Source organism: Rhizobium sp. ZK1 (genome assembly GCF_047782645.1).
In the GTDB taxonomy this organism is placed as follows: Bacteria; Pseudomonadota; Alphaproteobacteria; order Rhizobiales; family Rhizobiaceae; genus Rhizobium.
Map to the genome: position 1 here is coordinate 1033140 of NZ_CP180586.1, position 21540 is coordinate 1054679.

Annotated in this window: 22 protein-coding genes and 1 pseudogene; 19 read left to right on the forward strand and 4 right to left on the reverse strand. The window is 57.4% G+C overall.

Annotation, left to right across the window (positions count from 1 at the left end; genetic code table 11):
* Nucleotides 1–5: 5 nt before the first annotated feature.
* From ACK9YZ_RS05300 to ACK9YZ_RS05320, 5 genes are all read left to right on the forward strand, one after another.
* Nucleotides 6–560 carry a YceD family protein gene (locus tag ACK9YZ_RS05300; RefSeq protein WP_216757643.1) on the forward strand — a complete coding sequence of 185 codons (555 nt, stop codon included), beginning with the start codon at nucleotides 6–8 and terminating at the stop codon, nucleotides 558–560.
* A 101-nt stretch (nucleotides 561–661) separates the two neighbouring features.
* Complete coding sequence (gene plsX / locus ACK9YZ_RS05305) at nucleotides 662–1708, forward strand: phosphate acyltransferase PlsX (RefSeq protein WP_183730465.1); 1047 nt, start codon at nucleotides 662–664, stop codon at nucleotides 1706–1708.
* Nucleotides 1709–1727: 19 nt separating this feature from the next.
* Nucleotides 1728–2699 (forward strand): beta-ketoacyl-ACP synthase III, encoded by a 972-nt coding sequence (locus ACK9YZ_RS05310; protein ID WP_216757645.1) that lies wholly within the window; start codon nucleotides 1728–1730, stop codon nucleotides 2697–2699.
* Between the two features lie 106 nt (nucleotides 2700–2805).
* Nucleotides 2806–3144, forward strand: a complete 339-nt coding sequence (locus tag ACK9YZ_RS05315; protein ID WP_007819963.1) for an integration host factor subunit alpha — start codon at nucleotides 2806–2808, stop codon at nucleotides 3142–3144.
* A 148-nt stretch (nucleotides 3145–3292) separates the two neighbouring features.
* Nucleotides 3293–3835 carry a MerR family transcriptional regulator gene (locus tag ACK9YZ_RS05320; RefSeq protein WP_183730462.1) on the forward strand — a complete coding sequence of 181 codons (543 nt, stop codon included), beginning with the start codon at nucleotides 3293–3295 and terminating at the stop codon, nucleotides 3833–3835.
* Nucleotides 3836–3924: 89 nt separating this feature from the next.
* Here ACK9YZ_RS05320 and ACK9YZ_RS05325 read toward each other — a convergent pair whose 3' ends face one another.
* Nucleotides 3925–4266, reverse strand: a complete 342-nt coding sequence (locus tag ACK9YZ_RS05325) for a response regulator (RefSeq protein WP_416065900.1) — start codon at nucleotides 4264–4266, stop codon at nucleotides 3925–3927.
* Between the two features lie 235 nt (nucleotides 4267–4501).
* Between ACK9YZ_RS05325 and ACK9YZ_RS05330 the strand changes: the two genes are divergently transcribed.
* Complete coding sequence (locus tag ACK9YZ_RS05330) at nucleotides 4502–5200, forward strand: HAD family hydrolase (RefSeq protein ID WP_416065901.1); 699 nt, start codon at nucleotides 4502–4504, stop codon at nucleotides 5198–5200.
* A gap of 39 nt (nucleotides 5201–5239) precedes the next feature.
* Here ACK9YZ_RS05330 and ACK9YZ_RS05335 read toward each other — a convergent pair whose 3' ends face one another.
* The gene (locus tag ACK9YZ_RS05335; protein ID WP_216757649.1) at nucleotides 5240–5551 is read right to left on the reverse strand and encodes a hypothetical protein; all 312 of its coding nucleotides are present in this window, start codon (nucleotides 5549–5551) and stop codon (nucleotides 5240–5242) included.
* 46 nt (nucleotides 5552–5597) lie between these two features.
* On the opposite strand from ACK9YZ_RS05335, the gene ACK9YZ_RS05340 reads away from it, so the two are divergent.
* The 7 genes and pseudogenes from ACK9YZ_RS05340 to ACK9YZ_RS05370 all read left to right on the forward strand — a co-directional run bounded on the left by ACK9YZ_RS05340 (nucleotide 5598) and on the right by ACK9YZ_RS05370 (nucleotide 11426).
* Nucleotides 5598–5840, forward strand: a complete 243-nt coding sequence (locus ACK9YZ_RS05340; RefSeq protein WP_216757650.1) for a hypothetical protein — start codon at nucleotides 5598–5600, stop codon at nucleotides 5838–5840.
* Between the two features lie 166 nt (nucleotides 5841–6006).
* Nucleotides 6007–6324, forward strand: coding sequence for a hypothetical protein (locus tag ACK9YZ_RS05345; protein WP_216757651.1), 318 nt, complete (start codon nucleotides 6007–6009; stop codon nucleotides 6322–6324).
* A 1007-nt stretch (nucleotides 6325–7331) separates the two neighbouring features.
* Nucleotides 7332–7457 (forward strand): hypothetical protein, encoded by a 126-nt coding sequence (locus ACK9YZ_RS05350; protein WP_416065902.1) that lies wholly within the window; start codon nucleotides 7332–7334, stop codon nucleotides 7455–7457.
* Between the two features lie 308 nt (nucleotides 7458–7765).
* A pseudogene (locus tag ACK9YZ_RS05355) lies at nucleotides 7766–8526 on the forward strand (IS5 family transposase).
* Between the two features lie 121 nt (nucleotides 8527–8647).
* Nucleotides 8648–10432 carry a formylglycine-generating enzyme family protein gene (locus tag ACK9YZ_RS05360; protein ID WP_416065903.1) on the forward strand — a complete coding sequence of 595 codons (1785 nt, stop codon included), beginning with the start codon at nucleotides 8648–8650 and terminating at the stop codon, nucleotides 10430–10432.
* The gene (locus ACK9YZ_RS05365; RefSeq protein WP_416065904.1) at nucleotides 10425–11015 is read left to right on the forward strand and encodes a hypothetical protein; all 591 of its coding nucleotides are present in this window, start codon (nucleotides 10425–10427) and stop codon (nucleotides 11013–11015) included. The genes ACK9YZ_RS05360 and ACK9YZ_RS05365 overlap by 8 nt, the downstream gene beginning before the upstream one ends.
* Nucleotides 11016–11066: 51 nt before the next feature.
* Nucleotides 11067–11426: a hypothetical protein gene (locus ACK9YZ_RS05370; RefSeq protein WP_416065905.1), complete on the forward strand. Its 360-nt coding sequence runs from the start codon at nucleotides 11067–11069 to the stop codon at nucleotides 11424–11426.
* Nucleotides 11427–11433: 7 nt separating this feature from the next.
* Here the strand turns inward: ACK9YZ_RS05370 and ACK9YZ_RS05375 are convergent, their stop codons facing one another.
* Nucleotides 11434–12021: a hypothetical protein gene (locus ACK9YZ_RS05375; protein ID WP_416065906.1), complete on the reverse strand. Its 588-nt coding sequence runs from the start codon at nucleotides 12019–12021 to the stop codon at nucleotides 11434–11436.
* Between the two features lie 178 nt (nucleotides 12022–12199).
* Between ACK9YZ_RS05375 and istA the strand changes: the two genes are divergently transcribed.
* Together istA and istB are read left to right on the forward strand one after the other, a co-directional pair.
* Nucleotides 12200–13684 (forward strand): IS21 family transposase, encoded by a 1485-nt coding sequence (istA, locus tag ACK9YZ_RS05380; RefSeq protein WP_416065907.1) that lies wholly within the window; start codon nucleotides 12200–12202, stop codon nucleotides 13682–13684.
* A complete protein-coding gene (gene istB / locus ACK9YZ_RS05385; protein ID WP_138386462.1) occupies nucleotides 13681–14577 on the forward strand; it encodes an IS21-like element helper ATPase IstB in 897 nt (298 codons plus the stop codon). Before istA ends, istB begins: the two co-directional genes overlap by 4 nt.
* Before the next feature lie 45 nt (nucleotides 14578–14622).
* On the opposite strand, the gene ACK9YZ_RS05390 is transcribed toward istB, so the two are convergent.
* Nucleotides 14623–15105 (reverse strand): hypothetical protein, encoded by a 483-nt coding sequence (locus ACK9YZ_RS05390; protein ID WP_416065908.1) that lies wholly within the window; start codon nucleotides 15103–15105, stop codon nucleotides 14623–14625.
* Between the two features lie 478 nt (nucleotides 15106–15583).
* On the opposite strand from ACK9YZ_RS05390, the gene ACK9YZ_RS05395 reads away from it, so the two are divergent.
* The 4 genes from ACK9YZ_RS05395 to ACK9YZ_RS05410 are packed head-to-tail and all read left to right on the forward strand — an operon-like array spanning nucleotide 15584 to nucleotide 21221.
* The gene (locus ACK9YZ_RS05395) at nucleotides 15584–16930 is read left to right on the forward strand and encodes a tyrosine-type recombinase/integrase (RefSeq protein WP_416065909.1); all 1347 of its coding nucleotides are present in this window, start codon (nucleotides 15584–15586) and stop codon (nucleotides 16928–16930) included.
* On the forward strand, nucleotides 16927–18735 hold the full coding sequence (locus tag ACK9YZ_RS05400) for a hypothetical protein (RefSeq protein WP_416065910.1): 1809 nt from the start codon (nucleotides 16927–16929) through the stop codon (nucleotides 18733–18735). The genes ACK9YZ_RS05395 and ACK9YZ_RS05400 overlap by 4 nt, the downstream gene beginning before the upstream one ends.
* 3 nt (nucleotides 18736–18738) lie before the next feature.
* Nucleotides 18739–20796: a hypothetical protein gene (locus ACK9YZ_RS05405; RefSeq protein ID WP_416065911.1), complete on the forward strand. Its 2058-nt coding sequence runs from the start codon at nucleotides 18739–18741 to the stop codon at nucleotides 20794–20796.
* Nucleotides 20793–21221 carry a hypothetical protein gene (locus tag ACK9YZ_RS05410; RefSeq protein ID WP_416065912.1) on the forward strand — a complete coding sequence of 143 codons (429 nt, stop codon included), beginning with the start codon at nucleotides 20793–20795 and terminating at the stop codon, nucleotides 21219–21221. The genes ACK9YZ_RS05405 and ACK9YZ_RS05410 overlap by 4 nt, the downstream gene beginning before the upstream one ends.
* Nucleotides 21222–21540: the final 319 nt, after the last annotated feature.

Here is a 21540-nt window from a genome sequence, read left to right on the forward strand (position 1 = left end):
GAATCATGAAGAAAGATCTGAGCGAGATTCCCTTTTCCTATCCGGTCAAGGTCGGACACATCTCCGCCAATCCGGTCGAGGTCCGCGTGAGCGCCGACAAGGACGAGCTGAAGGCGCTGGCCGAAAGCTGGAACGTTGTGTCGGTGGACGATCTCCATGCCGACCTGCAGATCAACAGGTGGAAGCGCGACGGCATCCGCGTCAAGGGACGCGTGCAGGCGAAGATCGTCCAGTCCTGCATCGTCACGCTCGAGCCGGTCGAATCTGCAATCGATGAGACCTTCGAGCAGATCTTCGTGCCGGAAAATTCCAAGCTCGCCCGCCATCCCGCCAATGATACCGGGGAAATGGTGCTGGATCCCGACGGTCCGGACCTGCCTGAAATCTTTACCGGCGATACGATCGATGCCGGCGAGATCGTCGCGGAATTCGCCGCACTCGCCATCGATCCCTATCCGCGCAAGGAAGGCGTGGAGTTCGAGGCTCATATCGAGGATACGGGGGAAAATGACCGGAAGCCCTCAGCGTTTGCCGCGCTCAAAGACTGGAAAAAGGACTGAAGCAACACCGGCATTTGCCATAATTCAGTTGTAAGCGACGCCAAAACCGGTATTTTGGCCGAAATTTCGCCCCTGAGGCGAAAAAGAAGGATCAGGGACGCGTGATCAGAATATCTCTCGACCTCATGGGTGGCGACTTTGGTCCCCAGGTTGTCATCCCCGGTGCTGCCAAGGCGCTGGACAGGCACCCGGATATTTCCTTCGTCTTTTACGGCATCAAGGAACAGTGCGACCCGGTTCTGGCAAAGTTTCCCAAGCTCAGGGAAAAGTCGACGTTTCACGATTGCGAACTTGCCGTCAGCATGGAAGAGAAGCCGAGCCAGGCATTGCGCCGCGGCCGCTATGTCTCCACCATGTGGCGCACCATCGAAGCGGTGAAGTCGGGCGAGGCCGATGTCGCCGTTTCCGCAGGCAATACCGGCGCGCTCATGGCAATGGCCAAGTTTTGTCTGCGCACGATGGCCAATATCGAACGCCCGGCGATCGCCGCCATCTGGCCGACGATGAAGGGCGAAAGCATCGTGCTCGATGTCGGCGCCACGATCGGCGCCGACTCGCAGCAATTGATGGATTTCGCGCTCATGGGCGGCGCCATGGCGCGCGCGCTCTTCGAGGTTGAGCGTCCGACCGTCGGCTTGCTGAATGTTGGCGTCGAAGAAATCAAGGGTCAGGAAGAAGTCAAGGAGGCCGGCCGCCTGCTGCGGGAAGCCAATCTCGATTCGCTCGAATATTCCGGCTTCGTCGAAGGTGACGATCTCGGCAAGGGTACCGTCGATGTCGTGGTTGTCGAAGGCTTTTCCGGCAATATCGCGCTGAAGGCTGCGGAAGGTACGGCCCGGCAGATCGCCGGCTATCTTCGCGCTGCCATGTCGCGCACGCTGCTTGCCCGCATCGGCTATCTCTTCGCCAAGAGCGCCTTCGACATGCTGCGTGAGAAGCTCGATCCGAGCAAGGTCAATGGTGGCGTGTTTCTCGGCCTCAACGGCATCGTCATCAAGAGCCATGGCGGGGCGAATGCCGAAGGCATCGCCGCGGCCATCGAAGTCGGTTATGACATGGCCAAGAATGGCCTGACGCAGAAAATAGAAAACGATCTCAAAAAATACCATGCCAAGCGGCTGCCCCCGATGGGGCCGGAAGCCGCGTGAGCAACGAGGTTCAAGCAATATGATCCGATCTGTGGTTCGCGGCTTCGGGGCTGCACTGCCGAAACGCGTAATGACCAACCGTGAAATGGAAGGTATCGTCGACACGTCGGACGAATGGATCGTCCAGCGGACCGGCATCCGCCAGCGCTACATTGCCGGAGATGACGAGACCACGGCATCGCTCGGCGAGGCGGCAGCACGTGCTGCGCTGGCAAATGGCGGCCTGACGCCTGACGATATCGACGTGATCATCTGTGCGACCTCGACGCCTGACAACACCTTTCCGGCGACGGCGGTCAACATCCAGAACCGTCTCGGCATGGCGCATGGCTTCGCCTTCGACGTCCAGGCCGTCTGCACGGGGTTCGTCTATGCGGTCACGACGGCTGACGCCTATATCCGTGGCGGTCTTGCCAAGCGCGTGCTGGTCATCGGCGCTGAGACCTTCTCCCGCATCCTCGACTGGAATGACCGCACCACCTGCGTGCTTTTCGGTGACGGCGCCGGCGCGATCGTGCTGGAAGCAGCCGAGGGCAAGGGGACGGCGGCAGACCGCGGCGTGCTGACCGCGCATCTGCGCTCCGATGGTTCGCACAAGGACAAGCTCTATGTCGACGGTGGTCCGTCCTCGACCGGTACGGTCGGCAAACTGCGCATGGAAGGCCGCGAGGTCTTTAAATATGCCGTGGGTATGATTACCGACGTCATCCAGGCCGCTTTCGACTCCACCGGCACGACATCAGAGGATCTCGACTGGCTGGTCCCCCACCAGGCCAATCGTCGCATCATCGACGGTTCGGCCAAGAAGCTGAACATTGCCCCGGAAAAGGTCGTCATAACAGTCGATCTGCATGGCAACACGTCCGCTGCCTCCATTCCGCTGGCTCTTGCGACGGCTGCCGGCGACGGACGCATCAAGAAGGGCGATCTCGTGATGCTGGAAGCGATGGGCGGCGGCTTCACCTGGGGCGCGGCTTTGCTGCGCTGGTAGGCACGAATCCTAAAAAACTGGCGGCGAACAAGAGCTTGACCGTGAGGCACAAGACAAATAATCTTCGTCCACTTTCACAAAATATTTTCTATTGGGCGGGGAAACCATGACCGGAAAGACAGTTACGCGAGCAGACCTGGCGGAATCCGTTTTTCGGAAGGTCGGTCTCTCCCGGACGGAATCTGCTGAGCTCGTCGAAACGGTCATCGACGAGATTTGCAACGCCATCGTACGCGGCGAGACCGTCAAGCTCTCCTCTTTCGCAACCTTCCAGGTGCGCGACAAGAACGAGCGCATCGGCCGCAACCCGAAGACTGGCGAGGAAGTTCCGATTTCGCCCCGTCGCGTCATGACCTTCAAGGCCTCGAATGTGCTCAAGACGCGCATTCTCAAGTCCCATGTTGCCCGGAAGGGCAAAACCAAGCCGCAAAACCCGGCTGCCTGATCATCTTTTTTCCCGCTGAACGGAAACTTTTGCCGCGTCGCTCCTCCGGCTGTGCGCAACGCGAAGACGTGACTTGAATTCGCGGCTCCAAACCGTTGAAATATGATGAGTCGCCGTTTTGGATGGATCCGCGAGGTCGCGTAGCAGTATGACGTTGGACAAGAGCCCGGATGCCTTTCGCACCATCAGCGAAGTTGCTGATGATCTTGACCTGCCGCAGCATGTGCTGCGCTTTTGGGAAACCCGCTTTCCGCAGATAAAGCCGATGAAGCGTGGCGGTGGCCGGCGTTATTACCGGCCGGAGGATGTCGATCTCCTGAAAGGCATCCGCCATCTGCTCTATGATCATGGTTATACGATCAAGGGCGTGCAGAAGTTGCTGAAGACCAACGGCAACAAGTTTGTCGTCGCGGTTGGTCACGGCGATCTTGCAAGCGTCGAGGCACTCTCGGCCAACGTGGGCGATATTGTCGCAGGTGAACCGCGCGTCGCTATGGCGGAAGAGGACCAGATCGTCGGTCGCGCCAAGCCGCCGATCACGCGCCGCTTCTTCAATTTCGTCAGCGGCGAGGACGATCAGCCGGAAATCTCGGTCGGCAAGTCGAGTGTCGGCAAGGAGGACCGTGCGCTTCTCCAGGAAGCGCTTTACGATCTCCTGGAATGCAAACGCCTGCTTGATCAGGTGCGATAAGGCACGTCGCGCAGCTGTTTTGCAGTGACGACACGCGTGCGGCAGGAACCTGAAGCGTTACCGGCGAATCTTGGAGATCGCGATTCGCTTCAGGCCTGCATGCCTTTGAGCGCTTTTTCGAGATCGGAGAGCTGGAACGGTTTTCTGAGGATAGGCTGGCTAGAACTGGTGCCTTCGGGCGCGCTGCCATATCCCGTCGCGAAGACATAGGGCTTGCCAAGTGCCTCAAGCAGTTTCGCGACCGGCAGCGAACTCTTTCCAGCCAGCGATACATCGAGGATAGCTGCGTCGAATTCCTTGTTCTCGGCTGCATCGAGCGCCTGCTCCAGATCCGGAACACTGGCGGTCACGCGATAGCCGAGATCCCCAAGCATTTCCTCAAGCAGCATGGCGATCAGCGCATCGTCTTCGACGATGAGTATGTCTTTCATGGTCCCGTCCGCCCTTGCGCAACTCGTGCCAGGCCCTTTGCTGGGTGTCACGGCTTATGTGTCCTGAGCCGGCTGCTCGTCAAGGCTGCGGAGCCAACCGTCGGAGAGAACGCCAGCCATGCTTCATGGTCCCCGCCGACCCGGCGCACAGGCCGACATCAAGAGCATTCCCATCCCGAGGTCAACCGTGCGAGCCGAGTTGACGCCGCTCCCGCGCTCGTTTAGTCGCGGAGGCATGACGCCTCCGCTTCGCAAGGAACCTCCTGTGTCCGCTTCCCATCGCGTTCTCGACAAGACCTACGATGCCTTCCTCCTCGATATGGACGGCACGGTGCTGAACTCCATCGCCGTCGTCGAGCGCGTCTGGAGCGAGTGGGCTGTCCGCCACGGCTTCGAGCCGGAAGTCCTGCTCAAGACCATCCACGGCGTTCGTGCATCCGATGCGATCAGGCAGCTCGGTCTTCCCGGTGTCGATCCGGTCGCCGAGGCCAAGCTCCTTCTGAAGGAAGAGATGGAGGATTTCGAAGGTATCATCGAGATTCCGGGTTCCATCCGCTTCCTGAATGCACTGCCCGCCGATCGTTGGGGCATCGTCACCTCCGCGCCCATCGAACTCGCCCGTCTCCGTATGGCGGCAGCGGGCATTCCCATGCCGAAAATGATCGTCAGTGGTGAGGAAGTATCGGCAGGCAAGCCGAGCCCGGAATGTTACCTGCTTGGCGCAAGCCGTCTCGGCGTCGATCCCGCCCGCTGCCTGGTCTTCGAGGACGCGGTTGCCGGCATTCTCGCCGGCGAAGCTGCCGGCGCAGATGTCACCGTCATCGCTGAAACCCATGCGACGCCCTTCGAAACGCCGCACTTCACGATTTACAACTATGTCTCTTGGCAGCCGCGTACGATGGCGGACGGCAAGCTCACATTGGCCGCGCTATGATTGCAGCCGAAGGGCTTCAGAATTTGTAGCACGCCGGGCTCAGAGCTTGACGCGATTGCCCTTGTTATCGATCATTTGCAGCACCTTGCCATCCGTCTTGATCGAGACGCAGTCGGTCTGCTTGTTGGGAAAAAGAACGCAGATCTGACCGTTTGAAATCTTGTAGCCGTTCTTGTTGCCTTGGCGGTATTCGTAGCCGTTGGAGGCCTTCCGTAGATCGCTGGCGCCGTTCAGAAGCTGCCGGATTTCATTTTCCCTGGCGTTCCGGAACTGGACGTTTTCTGCCAATGCGATATGCGAGGAAGCCAGCGTTACGATCACGCCGATGAGAAGTGAGCGGCTTGGCAGCATGTGGTAAACTCCAGGCAATGGTCTGCGGCAGATTGAAGAGAGTGAAATGATCAAGGTCGTTCTTGCCTTAGCTTTAGCAATGCTTGCCAGTAATGCAATGGCTGTTGATCCGACTAATCCGCGCGTCGACCGCCAAAACCGCGAGGATTGCCGCCGTTTTCCGGAGCGCTGCGCCGGCGACGACCGCAACCGCAACCGCCGTGACTATTATCGCGACAATACGCGCCAGGGCTCCGGACAGTATATCTATCGCGGCCAGCGCCGCATATGGACGGATGATTCGCGCTAAGCACCTCGTTTTGCTCTTGGACCGGGATCTTCCGTTAGACCTTCGGCAGTGTAAGATAGCAACCAAACCACGCCCCTCGATGTCGTCAGACCTTGGTCCGTGTCGAACGCTCCGTGATCGTGGTATTCGGCCGCGTCAGGAGTGGTGACGAACCAAGGGGAGAGAGATGCAGATATCGATCATCGCGGAACTGCAGACGGCTCGAAGCAATCTTGCCACGCTCGGGGCGACCGACCGCCGTGTGATCGTGGCGCGCATCCACAGCTACCTCCAGGAATACCGGGACGATATTCTCGGACACGTGCCTGCGGACCGATGCACATGGATCGAGCGATTGATCGCATCCCTTTCGACCAAGGCTTCGCAGATCGCCTTGTTGGACAACGAAGAATTCCGCTCCGTGCTTGCCGAATTCGAAAAACTCCTCGTCCTGCTTGAAGACCTGACGTCCTCCTGGGACGGATTACCCCACACCATTCACTGAGGCATCCGCTGGCTCGTCGCGCCCTCACGCCGGACGGCGACGTGTCATTTGGCGGAGCAAGGATGAAGAGCGGGGTCGGCTTCACGCCACATGATTTTGGTCAGACGCGGGAGGCGATATATGGGAATTTCCAGGACTGATCGCTCAAATCCGGACGCTATGCGCGCTACGCTCCGCCGTCCGGTTGGCCGCGAAGTCAACCGGCTGTTTTAGACTGAGATTTCAAGGGATTAAATGGTCGGGGCGACTGGACTCGAACTTTATATGGGGTGCTATCTGTTCAGATCGCTCCGTGTCCAGTCTCGGTTTCTCAGTTGCCTGAATGGTCACTGCGAATGATAAAGTGCAGAATGAGAACGTGAAAGTCTCCGCCATACCGTCGCGGAACCTTGGTCAAGAGTTTAGGTTACTACGCTGGTCTCAAGTGGCAATCTCTGTGGCGCTTCAAGAAACATTCACTCGGATTAGATCTTGCTACCGGCAGATGCGGCCCCTTCCGCTCAGGTCGAAGACATCTGGGACAGTCTCCAGTAATAACGAGAACTTGGCTGACTTCGGTGGACACTGGTGGAATCCGATACTGCCTCGATCTTCCCGCTGCTTCAGATTGCTTACAGAATTCGTAGCCGCCTATTGTATCGGAAATATAAATCCCTCCTCAGGACACGCAATAACTGTTGGCTAAAGGGCTGAATCGTGAATCCTTGGGCATCGGTGATTGATCAAATCGATTCCTTGTCAAGGTGAAATGCATCAAATCATTGATAGTACATCGCGAGCGTCTCCTCAAAATGAATTGGAGAGAGAAGATGAATATTGAGACGCCAAGAAGATGTTTTGTCATCAAGGTCGTTGAGACGCAGTAATACGAAATTGTCCACAAACGAATACACCAGCGCGCTGTCGCAGTTCTGGAGATCTTCGGCCCAGACGCCGAACCCCTATCGAACAGGAACGAACTCGCTGCCGAAAAAGCCGACAGGGCGCGGAGGGCCGGAAAGTCGTGGTTGAGCACGCAGAACGCTTATGCCGACGATCTCTACCAGTTCGCAACGTTCATGCACGTACGTGGTCTCAGAGGGGACGAGGTGATATTCCCGTTGCTCGTCCATGGAAAGGCGACCACAGATTAGTATCGGCGGGACAACGTGGGAGCGGAATACCGGTTACACTCTATCGCGAGTTTCTGTTTGTTGAGCAGCTCGACAATCTGCGAACCCTGGCCGACGCTCCGATCATAGCACTAGGTGGGTCGAGAGATTTCTGCAACGTGTTCTTCGTCGGAAATCTCGTAGCAGCAGGGTGGCGGACGAAGCCCTCGGCCGCTTGGCGTCAACTGCGGTTAGATGCAAAGCACCTTCTCCCTTCCTTAGGTCGTGTGGACTCTTGGGATTCCCAAGGCTGAGCAAATCAGATTCAAGACTGTCTTTTGGAGGCAGTCATGGGTGTATTGGACCGGTTGATTCTACGGGACGAGCAGTGGGAGCGGATATCGCCGCACATCATAGGTGACGATCGGACGCGGGGGTCTTCGGGCCGCGATAACCGAATGTTCGTGGAAGCCGTGCTTTGGATCGTACGCACGGGCTCGCCTTGGCGTGACCTGCCAGAAGTGTTCGGCGAGTGGAACAGTGTCTTCCGACGTTTCAGCCGGTGGAGCGAGAAGGGCATCTGGTGGCGCATGTTTGCAGCGATGTCAGATGATCCGGACTTCGAGTATCTGATCGTCGATTCCACCATCATCCGCGCCCATCAGCACGCTGCCGGCGCAAAAAAGGGGCTGAAGATCAAGCCCTTGGTCGTTCCCGTGGCGGCCTGAGCACCAAAATCCACATGGCGGTGCGTGGTCTCGGCTGCCCGGTCCGCTTCACTCTGACCGCCGGCCAGAAGGGCGATGCGCCACAGGCCGATGCCCTGATCGAAGGCCTGCCCGCCGATATCGTCATGGCCGACACCGCCTACGACAGTGATCGTCTGCGTGATGCAATTGCGGACAAAGGCGCTGTGGCGGTGATCCCCAATAATCCCTCCCGTGCCAAGAAACACAAGCTGGACAAGCACCTCTATGCCCAGCGCCACCTCATCGAATGCTGCTTCTCCAAGCTCAAGCACTTCCGCAGGGTCGCAACGCGCTTCGAGAAAACAGCACGAAACTATCTCGCAGTCGTCACAATCGCCGCCGTCGTGCTATGGATCAGATAATTGTCCACACGACCTAGACTTGGTGAGCAGCGTGTTGCGGGCGAGTCTTTGCTTTTGGTTGTTTTGATGTATACTATGCACGTTTAGATGTTTCTTGCTCCGAACTATGAGGGGCCGGGGGATGAGTGATATCTTATTGACTGTTAGCGCGCTGGCAGCCAGCTTTCGCGCGATCGTTGATGCCGCATCGCCGGACATGCCGGAACTCATTCAGGAGCATATACATGCGTTGCAGGCACATGTGGCGCGGCGCGACCATCCAGACGTTGGACGGTCTTGGCCCCTGGAAACACGGAACGGAGATCTGCCTTGGTTTGAAAGAATGCCGATCGAAGTGACGCCCCGTGCTCTTGTTGAGGCTCCGTCAAAGGAAGTGCTTGCGCTTGTTGAAGCGGTTGAGGGGTGGGCTGACGAAAACGGTGCAGACCACAATGCAATCTTTACTGGTATCTTCTCGGACTGGCAGTTCAAAACCGCAGCTCCCGGCGATAGGACCTTCGCGCAGTGGATGGCGTTCGCATTGTTGACCGTCGATCTGGCCCGACCATGGCGTCGCGATGGGATCTACACGAAACTCGCCCCGGCCCATGGCGATCCAGTGGTACGATCGCTGGCGCTGTCGTTGGCTTATATCGATCTGCCCTGGGTTCCCGCCGAGCAGTATGTTTATTCATGCACCCACGACACGGACGAGCCGGTTTTTATCAAAGCATTCCGCATTTGTGGTCGTCGGCACGACGAGCGGGCATTCGATCATTTACGATCCATTGTTCAGAGTCCTGCGGCAGTTTTGCGAGAGCTCAATCACGGACGCATGTACTATCCGGTGGGACACGCCGCTTGCTCGATTTGTCCGGCCCAGTTTGCAATATTGGGGACGGACATCCCTGAGATTGCTCAGGAACGACAGAACCAGTTGATGAGCCGAACCCGGCGGCCGCTCAGCGTTCCTGTAGAACACGCACGCGACCGGTTGGAAGCCGCGATCGAAGCTTTTCAGCAGCCACCAGCACCAGCAAAGAAGCCCGATGATCTTGATCAAATGATCGAGATTCCGGCTGGAGGATTCATCGCCGGCGTCGATCCGCACGAAATTGTCAGCGAACCCTTCGACTGGTCCAAATGTACACCACGTCGGTCAATACATCTCGACACGTTCTTCATAGATAAATACCCCGTAACGACTAGCCAGTACGACGCTTGGGTCGAAGATTTTGAGAAGCTTTCAGCGCAGCGCAAACGCTCGTTCGCCCACCCGGGGCAACCGCGTAACAAATCACACCGACGAAATACGGTTGAAGATCCGCGCTTTGCAGCGGATCATCCGGTCGTCGGTATCGACTGGTTCGACGCCTGGGCATATGCTAGGTTCCACGGAAAGTCGCTGCCGACGGAATGGCAATGGGAAAAGGCGGCGCGTGGAGCCGATGGCCGTTGGTATCCGTGGGGCAACATGTTCGCTCCTAGGGCGGTGCGCTATGCAGGCGAGACTTACGGCCGCGAGATGGTGGATTTGACCGACTGGGTTGCCCAACTCAGTCAAGGCTATGCTCATTTTCCACAAACGACGACGGCGCCAGTTGATGCTCACCCAGAGGGGAATAGCCCCTATGGGGTCGCAGACATGTGCGGTAATAGCTGGGAATTCACGACAACTTGTTTCTTTACCGGAGAAACCGTCAGGGCGGCGTTCGCGGACTTCACTCCCGTCGAACTGATGGGCTCGCGCGAGGGCCATGTCGTCATTCGTGGCGGCGCTTGGTCATCGCCGCACCCGCTGATTGGTGCCGCCTATCGCGGATTCGATCTTCTGACCGACCGGCACACGGAAATTGGTTTCCGATGCGTCTGGGAGCCATCGCAGGCATCGAGTGATGAAAGACAGGGGGAAAGGAAAAATGTCTGAACGGGATTGGGAAGCGAAGGCATACCACAAACAGGAAGCGGATTGGTGGAGCCGCCATCCGTCTCCTGCCGCCTGGTCGAAGGTCGAGGGCCGTTGGCCCGGTGCGGGGGCCTGGGACAAGACCGAAGATAGGTACTGGGACGCCTATCCGACGGCGGGTCGCGGTGCTCCTGCCGCCTGGTCGAAGGTCGAGGGCCGCTGGCCCGGTGCGGGGGCCTGGGACAAGACCGAAGATAGGTACTGGGACGCCTATCCGACGGCGGGTCGCGGTGCTCCTGCCGCCTGGTCGAAGGTCGAGGGCCGCTGGCCCGGTGCGGGGGCCTGGGACAAGACCGAAGATAGGTACTGGGACGCCTATCCGACGGCGGGTCGCGGTGCTCCTGCCGCCTGGTCGAAGGTCGAGGGCCGCTGGCCCGGTGCGGGGGCCTGGGACAAGACCGAAGATAGGTACTGGGACGCCTATCCGACGGCGGGTCGCGGTGCTCCTGCCGCCTGGTCGAAGGTCGAGGGCCGTTGGCCCGGTGCGAGGGCCTGGGACAAGACCGAAGATAGGTACTGGGACGCCTATCCGACCAAGGGGTAACAAAACAGGGTCCGGCGTCGTCACGAACCCCGGTTAACCAAAGGAGGAGCAGTGTCGCAATCTAATGAACTGGAGGACTGGCATTGGACAGTTACCTTCGCAACTACCCAAACGGATCTGGTGGATCTGGAGCCACAGCAGATTTGGTCCGCGATGTGGACTCGGATGTCCCATGCGCATCGTTATATCTCGAAGCCGGAGTTGAAATTGGAGCACTCCGAGGACGCCGGTAAGCTCATCGTTTCTTCTATCTGGCGCTCGATGCATAAGCCCGACAACGACGAGACTGAAACGCTTGAGCAAACGCCGGGGTGCTATCTGGCGTGGTACAAAAATCAGGAGCAATGGACAACCGTGGTAAAAAGACGGGAACTGGAACGACCTCCTACTCCGATTGATGCGCCCTGGTAGGACATCGTCAAACGAGCTGCCGAGCAAATTCCTCCACGGATGATCGCGACCATAGCCGGGACGCCGATGTCCAGAGGCTGTGACCGATCCCATCCATCTCCCAGCGCAAATCCCATCCGCCAAACTCCGGGTCGACCGCTGCCGCGAAAATCTGGCAGGCATCGATATCCCAGATCTCGTGATACCTGATCTGCTGTTTTTCGAGGACCGGCGGAAAGGCGAAGCTAGCCGGGCTGTCGAGCGGAATCGAACTGACGATCGCCCAGGCGTCGGGATCGGCTTCGTGCAAGAAGACTCGCTCGTGATCACGATGGGGGCGATTATCGTATTCGGCGGACATCGCGACGGCCGAGGCGCACCACCAGTCCAGGATCCGCTCCTCCGAAGTCTCGATGACAGAGGTGCCATCATAGGCCCGGCGATGGGGGTAGACCCATAGCCCGTGCGGCGTTCGCAGCGGTGGTACCTTATATCGAATCCAATAGTTTTGCTTGTGGCTTCGCGGCACTTTGTCGAACACATCCGGACAGGCCGGCTGCAGCGACCCGAGAAACTCGCCTTGCGCGGCGACAATCACGGTGAGATTCAACGTCAATCAGGATGAGACTCGGCGGCGGGGGTGTGACGAAGGGAGGGCGTAGCCCGACCGGAGTTACACCCCCGCCGCGGCGCAATTTTTAGGCGTCTCATGATCGCGGTCGGCCCGCTACGGTGGCGGTCTTCTGGAATGGAGAACCACCTTCGTGCCGGGTCGCCATGTAACCGATCATCAGATGAGATTATTCATGAAGTACCGACAAACGCATTCTGTTGAGGTCGCCGCCGCGAAGGCGTCGATCAGCCGGGCAACGGCGTTCCGTATCGAGAAAGAGCAGCGCCTTCCGTCGCAGAACAAGCCGCCCCGCGGTCGACGTCGCCCCGATCCGCTTGAGCATATCTTTGATGCAGAGGTCGTTCCGCTCCTCAAGGCTGCTCCCGGCATTCGTGCGGTCGCCGTTTACGACGAGATGCTGCGTCGTCATCCGGAATTGCCCGAAGGCATTCGCCGCACCCTTGAGCGGCGCATCCGGTCATGGCGGGCCATTCACGGTGAGGCGCAGGAGGTGATCTTCCGCCAGACGCACGATCCCGGCCGACTTGGTCTGTCGGATTTTACCGACATGGGCAGCCTCGGCGTGACGATTGCCGGTCAGCCACTCGACCATCTGCTCTATCACTTCCGGCTGGTCTGGTCGGGCTTCGAACACGCCCATGTCATTCTTGGCGGCGAAAGCTTCGTCGCCTTGGCGGAGGGGCTGCAGAACGCCCTGTGGTCGGTCGGCGGCTCGCCGCTCTATCACCGCAGCGACAGCCTGTCGGCGGCCTTCCGCAACCTCGATGCCGATGCCAAGGTCGATCTCACAAACCGCTATGAGGAGCTGTGTGCTCATTACCGGATGACGCCAACCCGCAACAACAAGGGTGTCGCCCACGAGAACGGCTCAATCGAAAGTTCTCACGGCCATCTCAAGAACGCGGTCCGCGATGCACTCCTTATGCGCGGCACCCGAGACTTCGACGATCTTCGCTCCTACCGCGCTTTCATCGATGAGATCGTCAGCCGTCGCAATGCCGCGCATGGCAAGCGCATCGATACCGAGCGTCCGCATCTGCAGGCGCTTCCCGATCGCCGCACCACTGACTTCGAAGAGGTGGTCGTCACCGTGTCGCGCACCGGCGGCTTCGCCTTGCGCAAGGTCTTCTACACCGTCCCCTCCCGTTTGATCGGCCACCGGCTGCGTGTGCGTTTGTTTGACGATCGCCTCGACGTCTTCATTGGCGGCACGCATCTACTGACGTTGCCGCGAGGTCGCGCCCACGCGAGCGGCAAGCATGACCAGGTCGTCAACTATCGCCACGTCATTCATTCCCTGCGCAAAAAGCCGATGGCGCTTCTCAACCTGGTCTATCGCGACAAGCTCTTCCCCCGGCCGGAATATCGAAGGGCTTTCGACACTCTCATCGAGCAACTGCCTGACCGGCAGGCTTGCAAGATTACCGTGGAATTGCTGGCGCTGGCTCATGATCGCGGCTGCGAGCGTGAACTGGCCGAGGAGCTTGCCAGAACGCTCGACGCCCACAAACTGCCCGACCTGGTCACCTTGAGAGCGATCTTCGGCCCGGACCCGGATCAGTTGCCGATCGTTCATGTGCAACTCGCATCGCTCAATAGCTATGAAGCCCTGATGGGGTCTGCCTGCGCGGGAGAGGCTGCATGAAGAACGTCCACAACACCATCGACGAAGCCCGCCTCGGCATCATGCTGAATGAGCTCCGGTTACCGACGATCAAAACGCTGTGGCCGCAATTTGCCGAACAGGCCGATCGTGAAGGGTGGCCTGCGGCTCGCTTCCTCTCGACCATCGCCGAGCATGAACTGGCTGAACGGGCGCATCGCAGGATCGAACGTCATCTCGCCGAGGCGCATCTGCCGCCTGGCAAGACGCTCGACAGCTTCGCTTTTGACGCCGTGCCCATGGTCTCCAAGGCCCAGGTCATGGCCATTGCCGCCGGCGATAGCTGGCTCGCCAAAGGTGCCAATATCCTCATGTTCGGTCCGCCCGGCGGCGGAAAGAGCCATCTCGCTGCCGCCATTGGCCTCGCGCTAATCGAGAACGGTTGGCGGGTGCTGTTCACGCGCACGACCGACCTCGTCCAGAAGCTTCAGGTCGCACGGCGTGAACTCCAGCTCGAGTCCGCCATAACAAAGCTCGACAAGTTCGATCTGCTTGTCCTCGACGATCTGGCCTACGTCACCAAGGACCAGGCCGAGACCAGCGTGCTCTTCGAACTCATCTCCGCAAGATATGAGCGGCGTTCCATCATGATTACCGCCAATCAGCCCTTCGGAGAATGGAACCGCGTCTTTCCGGACCCGGCCATGACGCTTGCCGCGGTGGACCGACTTGTTCATCACGCAACGATCTTCGAAATGAACGTCGAAAGCTACCGGCGACGTTCCGCCATGGAAGCCAAACGCCAGCGCGGCAGACCTGCCGCCTTCGCGACAATCAAAAGCTCTTCCCAGTTTGTCGCGGAGCGGCAATCAGAACACGATGAGACTCTTGCCAGCGACAATCAGCATGATACCTTCATGCCGACCGCGACATAAGAGTCTCATCCAGATTGTCGCCACCGTCTCATCCTGATCGCCGCGCTATACGCCTATTTCTTCATCGCTAAACGCGCCTTCCAAGACGGACAGCTCGACCTGAGTGCCGTAGCGTTCAATTGACGCGCCCCGCCCACCCTTGTAGTCAGTCCCCACCCAGCCGATTGTCCGCCCGCAGAACAATGGAACAAGATCCGAGCTGTCCCACAAGGCTGCAATCGTCGCGGCAGGCGGAGCCCAGTCATAGAAAAACTGTTTGATCCTCAGGCGCCGCCCGTTGCCGGCAAACGCTGAACGCAAAGTACAGGGGTTTGCGTCAGTCCATGGCGACGCCTTGACCAACTCCAGATTGATTCCGTCTGGTCGCCCGGGGGGAAGCTCTGGCCTGAACGTTTCCATAACTAGAGCGATGTCGTCGGGGACGGTCGTCGGATAGAGAATTAGGAAATTCGCGCGCGCTTGAGCATTGGCCCGCGAAACCTGCTCGGGCTGCTCAATTTTTTGTTCAAGCCGAGTTTGCTCAGACATGTCCTACATTCTTTATGCTGGTACTACTATACGCGTTTCCGATGCGGATTATCGAGTAGCTTTACTACCTACGGAACTGGAGTGACAATTCCTGCGGCGCCCCAAGAACATCGGACCTGTGCACTGGACCCGCCGGTGGCAGTCCGGACGCCTTCGATTAATGGGAGCTTTGTTGGGACCGTTTCCACGCAAGAACGAGACAGGCTGACCGCCGAGGTAGCTGGTAGACCCAGAGCCGCTCCGGTGCCCTCAATGTTTCAAATCGCTCGCAAGAATTCATCGGCCGGTTACCATCAGTATCGAAAATGTAAATCCTTCCTCAGGACAACAATAGCTGTCGGCGGAAGGACTTAAGCACGAATCCTTGCTCAGAGGAAACCGATCAAATCGATTCCTTGTCAAGTCGAAATGCATGAAATCATTCAATTGTACATCATGGCCGGTCTCCTCATAACTCAATAAGAGTTGGAGACTAAAAATGAATATTGAGACGCCCAGAACCTGTTTTGTCATTAAGGTCGTTGAGACACACCAACACGATTTTGTTCATCGACGAATACGCCAGCGCATTGTCGCAGGCATGAAGATCATCTTCGGCCCGGACGCCGAACCCCTATCCAACATGAACGAATTCACTGCCGAAAAAGCCGACAGGGCGCGGAGGGCCGGAAAGTCGTGGTTGAACACGCAGAACGCTTATGCCGACGATCTCTACCAGTTCGCAACGTTCATGTATGTACGTGGCCTCAGAGAGGACGAGGTGATAGTCGACGACTTGGAGGAGTTCTCATTCTGTTTAAACGAGGCAATCTCGGTAAAGACGAAAAAGAAACTAAAGCCCGCTACCGTCAAAAGACGCTTGGCCACGGTAGCAAGATATTTCCGCTTTCGGATCGCAAAGGGTCTTCCAACCCAGATTCCACTTGCTCAAGTTACCGCCTTGCTAAAGGACGGCTTCAGGCAGTTTCGCGCTGGATCTAATAGTAATGTCTATGAGCTCACGCCTGGAGATGCGCCCCCTAACGAGAAGATATCTCCCTTCTTTGAGGCAGAGCTCTCTAAAGTGCTCGAACAGCTCGGCCCACCGACGAACAAGGTAATCAATAAATCATGTCGGGACAGGTTGGCATCGGAAGTGTCCTATGCGACTGGCATGAGGCTGGACGAGGTTTGCTCGTTGACCATCGCCCAGATCTTGGAATTGGCTCGGCATGTCGACAAGGATGATCCCTACAAATCAGTGGGTCTCTGGCTGAGCAAGACAAAGGGATTGAAGCCGGGCGAAGTCTTTTTGCCTTCAATTCTAATCGAACATCTGCTCGCATACATCCGGGGCGAGAGAAGTGAAGTAGTGGCCGAGGCTGAACGGCTCTCTCCAGGGCAAAATCGGGATCGCGGGCGGCTCTTTTTGAATGGCCTCGGCTCGAACCATCGTGATATCGGACGACCACTTCAGCCGGACACCTTGTCTCGACGTTTTTCCGCGGCCGTCTATGACGCCGGTCTAGTCATGAGGGAGGAAACCTTTGTACTTCACAAGGATGGGTTTCCGATCACGCAGTCGGATGGATCCTACGCGATGACCGTACGGTTCGTGAACTGCCACAGCTTCCACGATCTTCGCCATACGTTTGCAGTCGAGAATTACTACGCGGGCATTGCAGTTGGCGAAAAGGAGCCGTGGAAAAAGGTGCAGGTGCGCCTTCGACACGCATCCCTCAAAACGACCACCGACATATACTTGAAATGGGTTGAGAAGCGGGAGGAGGTCATATCCGACGCACACGTCGCGGCGCTTCGGTCCATCTATGGGTTGACCAAATGAAGAAGCGACCTTCGATAGCGGTGAACTTTGCGCCAAGGCCAGTTCGCGTAGAAAATTCGAACAGTCCTGAGCCGCAACTGGTTCAAAGGTTCGTCACTCAACCTGGTGTGAAGCCCCAAGACATCAGTTTCGACCGGCTCCGCGGCCGTCCCGAACTCACGCGATTGATCGCCAAGTTCATCAGAGTGACAAATTCCAAGAACGCACCATCAACGCGGATGAACACGGTCAAATTTTTCCGGTATCTCTACGAGTTTCTCGACTCTTGGGAAGAGCTGTTCGGACGCCACGTCGGCTCCATGGATGGGTTCGATCAGAAGGTCCTCGACGGCTACTGGTACTGGTTGGACGGCGACGACAATGTCGGCTCGGTTCTCAGGCTCGCGAACATAACTAAAAATCAAAGATATGGCTGCGTCAGGCGCTTCTTGCAGTGGGCTTCTGATGTCGGTGCGACGTCGGTTCTCGGAAAGGAATTCTTGTTTCATCCGCCGTGGCCAGAGCAAAATCACGACCCCAAACCCCTGAAGTTGTCCCGAATAGAAGTGTCGCTACTCTTTAATGCTTGCAAGAGAGTCATAACCGAAGCTGTCGAGAGGTTAGAGGTAGGGCATGCAGCGGTTCAGACGAGCAACATCGTTGTTCCCGAACTTCACGGTCTCAAGCGCGACGAGTTCAAGAACTTTGAGGTCAAGCTGAAATCTGCGCACGCTGCAATGCATATCAACCTCCTATCTGGTCGATTTCGTGAGGAGATGCCAGGGCTCGCGCGTGCTCTCCGGAAGCCCTATGGCTCTGTAGAAGAGGTGATTGATCATCTTTACCTAACAACCGACACGTTACTACCATTCCTTATCCTGATAGGCCTGCCGACATGCTTTAACGAGGTCGGCTTGGTTTTTCTTCGTTGGTCGAACATACAAGAGCGCGAGGGCCTTTTGGGCGGTACGAGGATCTACATCAAAGCGGAAAAGAGAAGAAGCGGCCATTGGCAACAACGCTCTTTTGCAATCGATGATGACCCTTTCGGCGTTGGAAGCCTCCTCAAACGGGTCAAAAAGTTAACCGCACTGACTCACAACATTTCGCGAGGAAAATACGACGATCTCGTATTTCTTCCTTTCCGCCGTCGTGGGGGTGGCCCACGGCCCTTCTGGAATGGCCATTTTGTGGACACGGGCCTCGCACGTGCTCTCGAGCAATTCAGGAAGCGCTTCGATCTCCCTCCGTTTACGCTGAACGATCTTCGAACTATCGGGGGCGACATCGCATCCGAGATGTCTCAGGGGGATTTGTTGATCCAGCAGATTGTCCAGCAGCATAGGACATCAGCCACGACTGATGGGCATTATGAAACTGCTAGGCAATTCAGGGAGCGTCAGGAAAGCCTCGCACATACCATCGGCGAGCGCGAGAGAATCATTCTATCGAGTGGCAAAGTCGACACCCGCAACCAGGGTGGCCGTCGAAGGCTTTACAGTGCCGCCACTCCCGGATTCGACTGCGATGATCCGCATGACTCTCCTATTCGCGGGCAGCGAAAGGGGACGCTATGTGCAGCCTACGGCAAGTGCTTCGCGTGCCCCCTTGCGTCGATGGCCCCGACCGACCGCAACGCCGTGCGTCTCGTTCAATTCAAGGCCGCGTTCAAGGAAGCCCGAATGAAGATGACTGCCGCCCGCTGGATTGTGGAGTGGGAAAGAGAGCGGCGCGCCCTTCATGATTTCTGGTTGCCGCAGTTCGGTCGTGACTTGCTCAAACGGGCCGACGTCCGCACGCTTCCTCCCGTTCCACCGATAGAGTAACCGATGTCGATCCACAGAGGACACAGGCAGATCCCTGCCGGCAATTATCTCAAATCGAGCGCCGAGCTTCTTGTTTCCAAAGCGACGGCTTACTCGCTTTGGTTTGATGACTGGTGGGACTATCGAAACCTAACGGGTGGTGCCCGCTCGAAAGGAATTAATTGGTTTGGCTATTTCACGCCAGACCAAAAGACGGATCCCGTGTGCAAAGCGATCACTGATCAAGGAAGGCGTATTCTCGACGCCTTGCGGTTCTCCAATCGGGTCAGACGTAGGAAGGACTCTGGGGTTTTTGAGGTGTGTGGCCCAGCGCTTCGTGTCATCCTGCACTGGATGTTCATGAACGACATCAGGTTATTCTCCGAGTTCACCCCGGATCAGGTGAGTTGGTTCGTTGAGGATGTTGTGAATGAGCAGAAGGAGGAGTTTGTCCGGAATCTCAGTGCTTCTGACAATGAGGATCCAGTGCAAGAAGCGCAAGGCATCTCGACCTCCGTCCTCAATAATTACCTAACCGTCCTCGTTGACGTGTACAATCTCGGCTCCGAATTCACGGACTTCCCGGAACTCGTCATGCCCATGCATCCATTACGCGGGGCTTCACCTAATGAAATCGCTACCGAATTCGGGGTCGTGACGAACGGATGGATTCCACCGGTACCGGACGAAGTGCTCCACCCACTTCTCGAAGCGGCGAACAGATGGATGGACACCTACAGCGACGATATCCTGTACGCTCAGGATGTCTACTTTGCCGCTTTGAAAGGCGTCGAGGAGACGAACCGACCGGACATGCAGCGGTCGGTCGCCAAGTCGCTCACGGAAATCATCTTCAACGGAAGAGGTGATCTTTCGAAACCATGGCGCTCACCTCTTGGCCAGGCTGCAAATTCTCCTGGCAGCATAGTTGAGTTGCGCGAACTCCACGGTGATCTTCGTAATGCTTCGACCAGTGCTCTCCAGGCGGGGACCGGAATACGGGTCAGTGAGCTTGCCGGGATAAAGGTGGATGGCAGAGATGAAAACGGATGGCCGAGCTGCTTGGAGGTGCGGCAGTCCACCAGCGGCCTCTACGACCTGTATTTTCTCAAGGGGCGAGTGTTCAAGGGAAGCTCTGACCCCGAAGGAACGCCGGCCGAGTGGTTGCTCGGCGTGAAACCGTTGGGTGCTAACAGCATTCCTTTTACGGTCAAGGCGATACTCGTTCTGGATGCCTTGTTTCGGCCGTGGAGGGAGCGGTTCGGATCGAACGCACTCATCGTTTCACTAGGGGTCTCAAGAGCCTTCCCGACAAGCATTCCGGCCAATTACGAGATCCGCTCCGATAATATTCGTCACGGGCAGAACCGCTTCCTTGAAAAGCATGTGCAGCTTCCTGAAAGCTATCGCGCTTGGCGATTGTCGACGCACCAACTCCGGAAGAGCTTTGCGCAGGACATTGTCAGGATAGACGGCACCCTGATTCCGGCTGTCAGAGACCACTTCAAGCACACATCCGATTTCGTGGTGGAAAGCGCCTATCTCGGCACCGACCCTAGGTTGCTCGGTCTGGTCAATGATGTCGCAACTCGAGAAGCGGCTCGCATGATCGTCGGAGTATTGTACGAGGGGCAGCCTCTCGCTGGAAAAATGGCTGAACAGATCAAATCGCGAAAGAAGCACTTCACGGAGGTGTGCGCCGGAGCTCGAACCCTCGAAGGTCGAATAAACCTTTTGGCGATTGCCCTCAATCTCGACGAGGTTCGTTTTTTTACGTCGGAGCATGCCGACTGCTTCTTTCGCGCACATTTGGCTGCATGCCACAGGGACTTTCTTGGGAAGTTCGACCCAAACGCGAAGCGCCCTCTAAACGCATATCGAACGCCTGAGAACTGTGGTGACTGCCCGAATGGAGTCAAGTCGAAGATTCATCTACCGTACTGGAATGAGAGGCTCCGTGAATACAAGGAAATCGAGGCTGCCAACCGCGAGGCCAATGAACATCGGATTGCGGCGTTCGCTGCAGTTCGCGTGCGTCAGGCAATCCGAGTGATAAGACAGTTGGAGGAAGCAGCAGCATGACCCACGAAAAGCGTGATGTTGCGAAAGATTTCATGGACGCACTGTACAGGCTGCGAGCGGGAGTGCCCCTCGTGATCAAGCTTCCGAAAAAGGGCGGCCCGATACCAATATCCATTTCCGCTGTAGCAAGAGAAGCGCAGCGCTCTCGAACGTTAATTGGAACAGAGGATTGTGCCTATCCGAAAGTTCGGAAGGCTGTGCTTAGAGCGATGGGGCGGGAGGAGACGGACCTCCAGGACGAAGGTGAGAGCGATGCTGGTCCCGCCGAAACGATCGATGAACTGAAGAAGGACAACCGGGTGCTATCGAGGACGGTCAGGGAGCTTGCCTCGCGCCTGGCGGTCTCCGATGATCTTGTCTCTCAACTCCGGGAGGCCCTGGGGAGGGAGGAAGCACGGTCATCAGGGAAACGCGACTCAGTCTAAGTAGGGCCGACAGGGTCATTCCTCTCGGGGCGGACGACACCGGTTGTCGGCAGAGATGCCTCGGTGACGTTCGACGTCCTCGATTGCAATATCTGGTTCTCCTGACATCCGGAAGCTCGCCGGCTCGATTGATCTGCGATACAATGATTTCGGCCGAGTGCTCATCTCCAGGGTCGGCAGGATCGAAATCCGGGATGCGATGTCGTATGCGCAACAACGAGGATCGACATGCCAAACAAAGCAAACAACAATCAGGGCAAAGCGGGCGACGTCCGTTCGTCCGGGGGAACTGCCCAGGATAGCGAAACGGTTGGCGAAG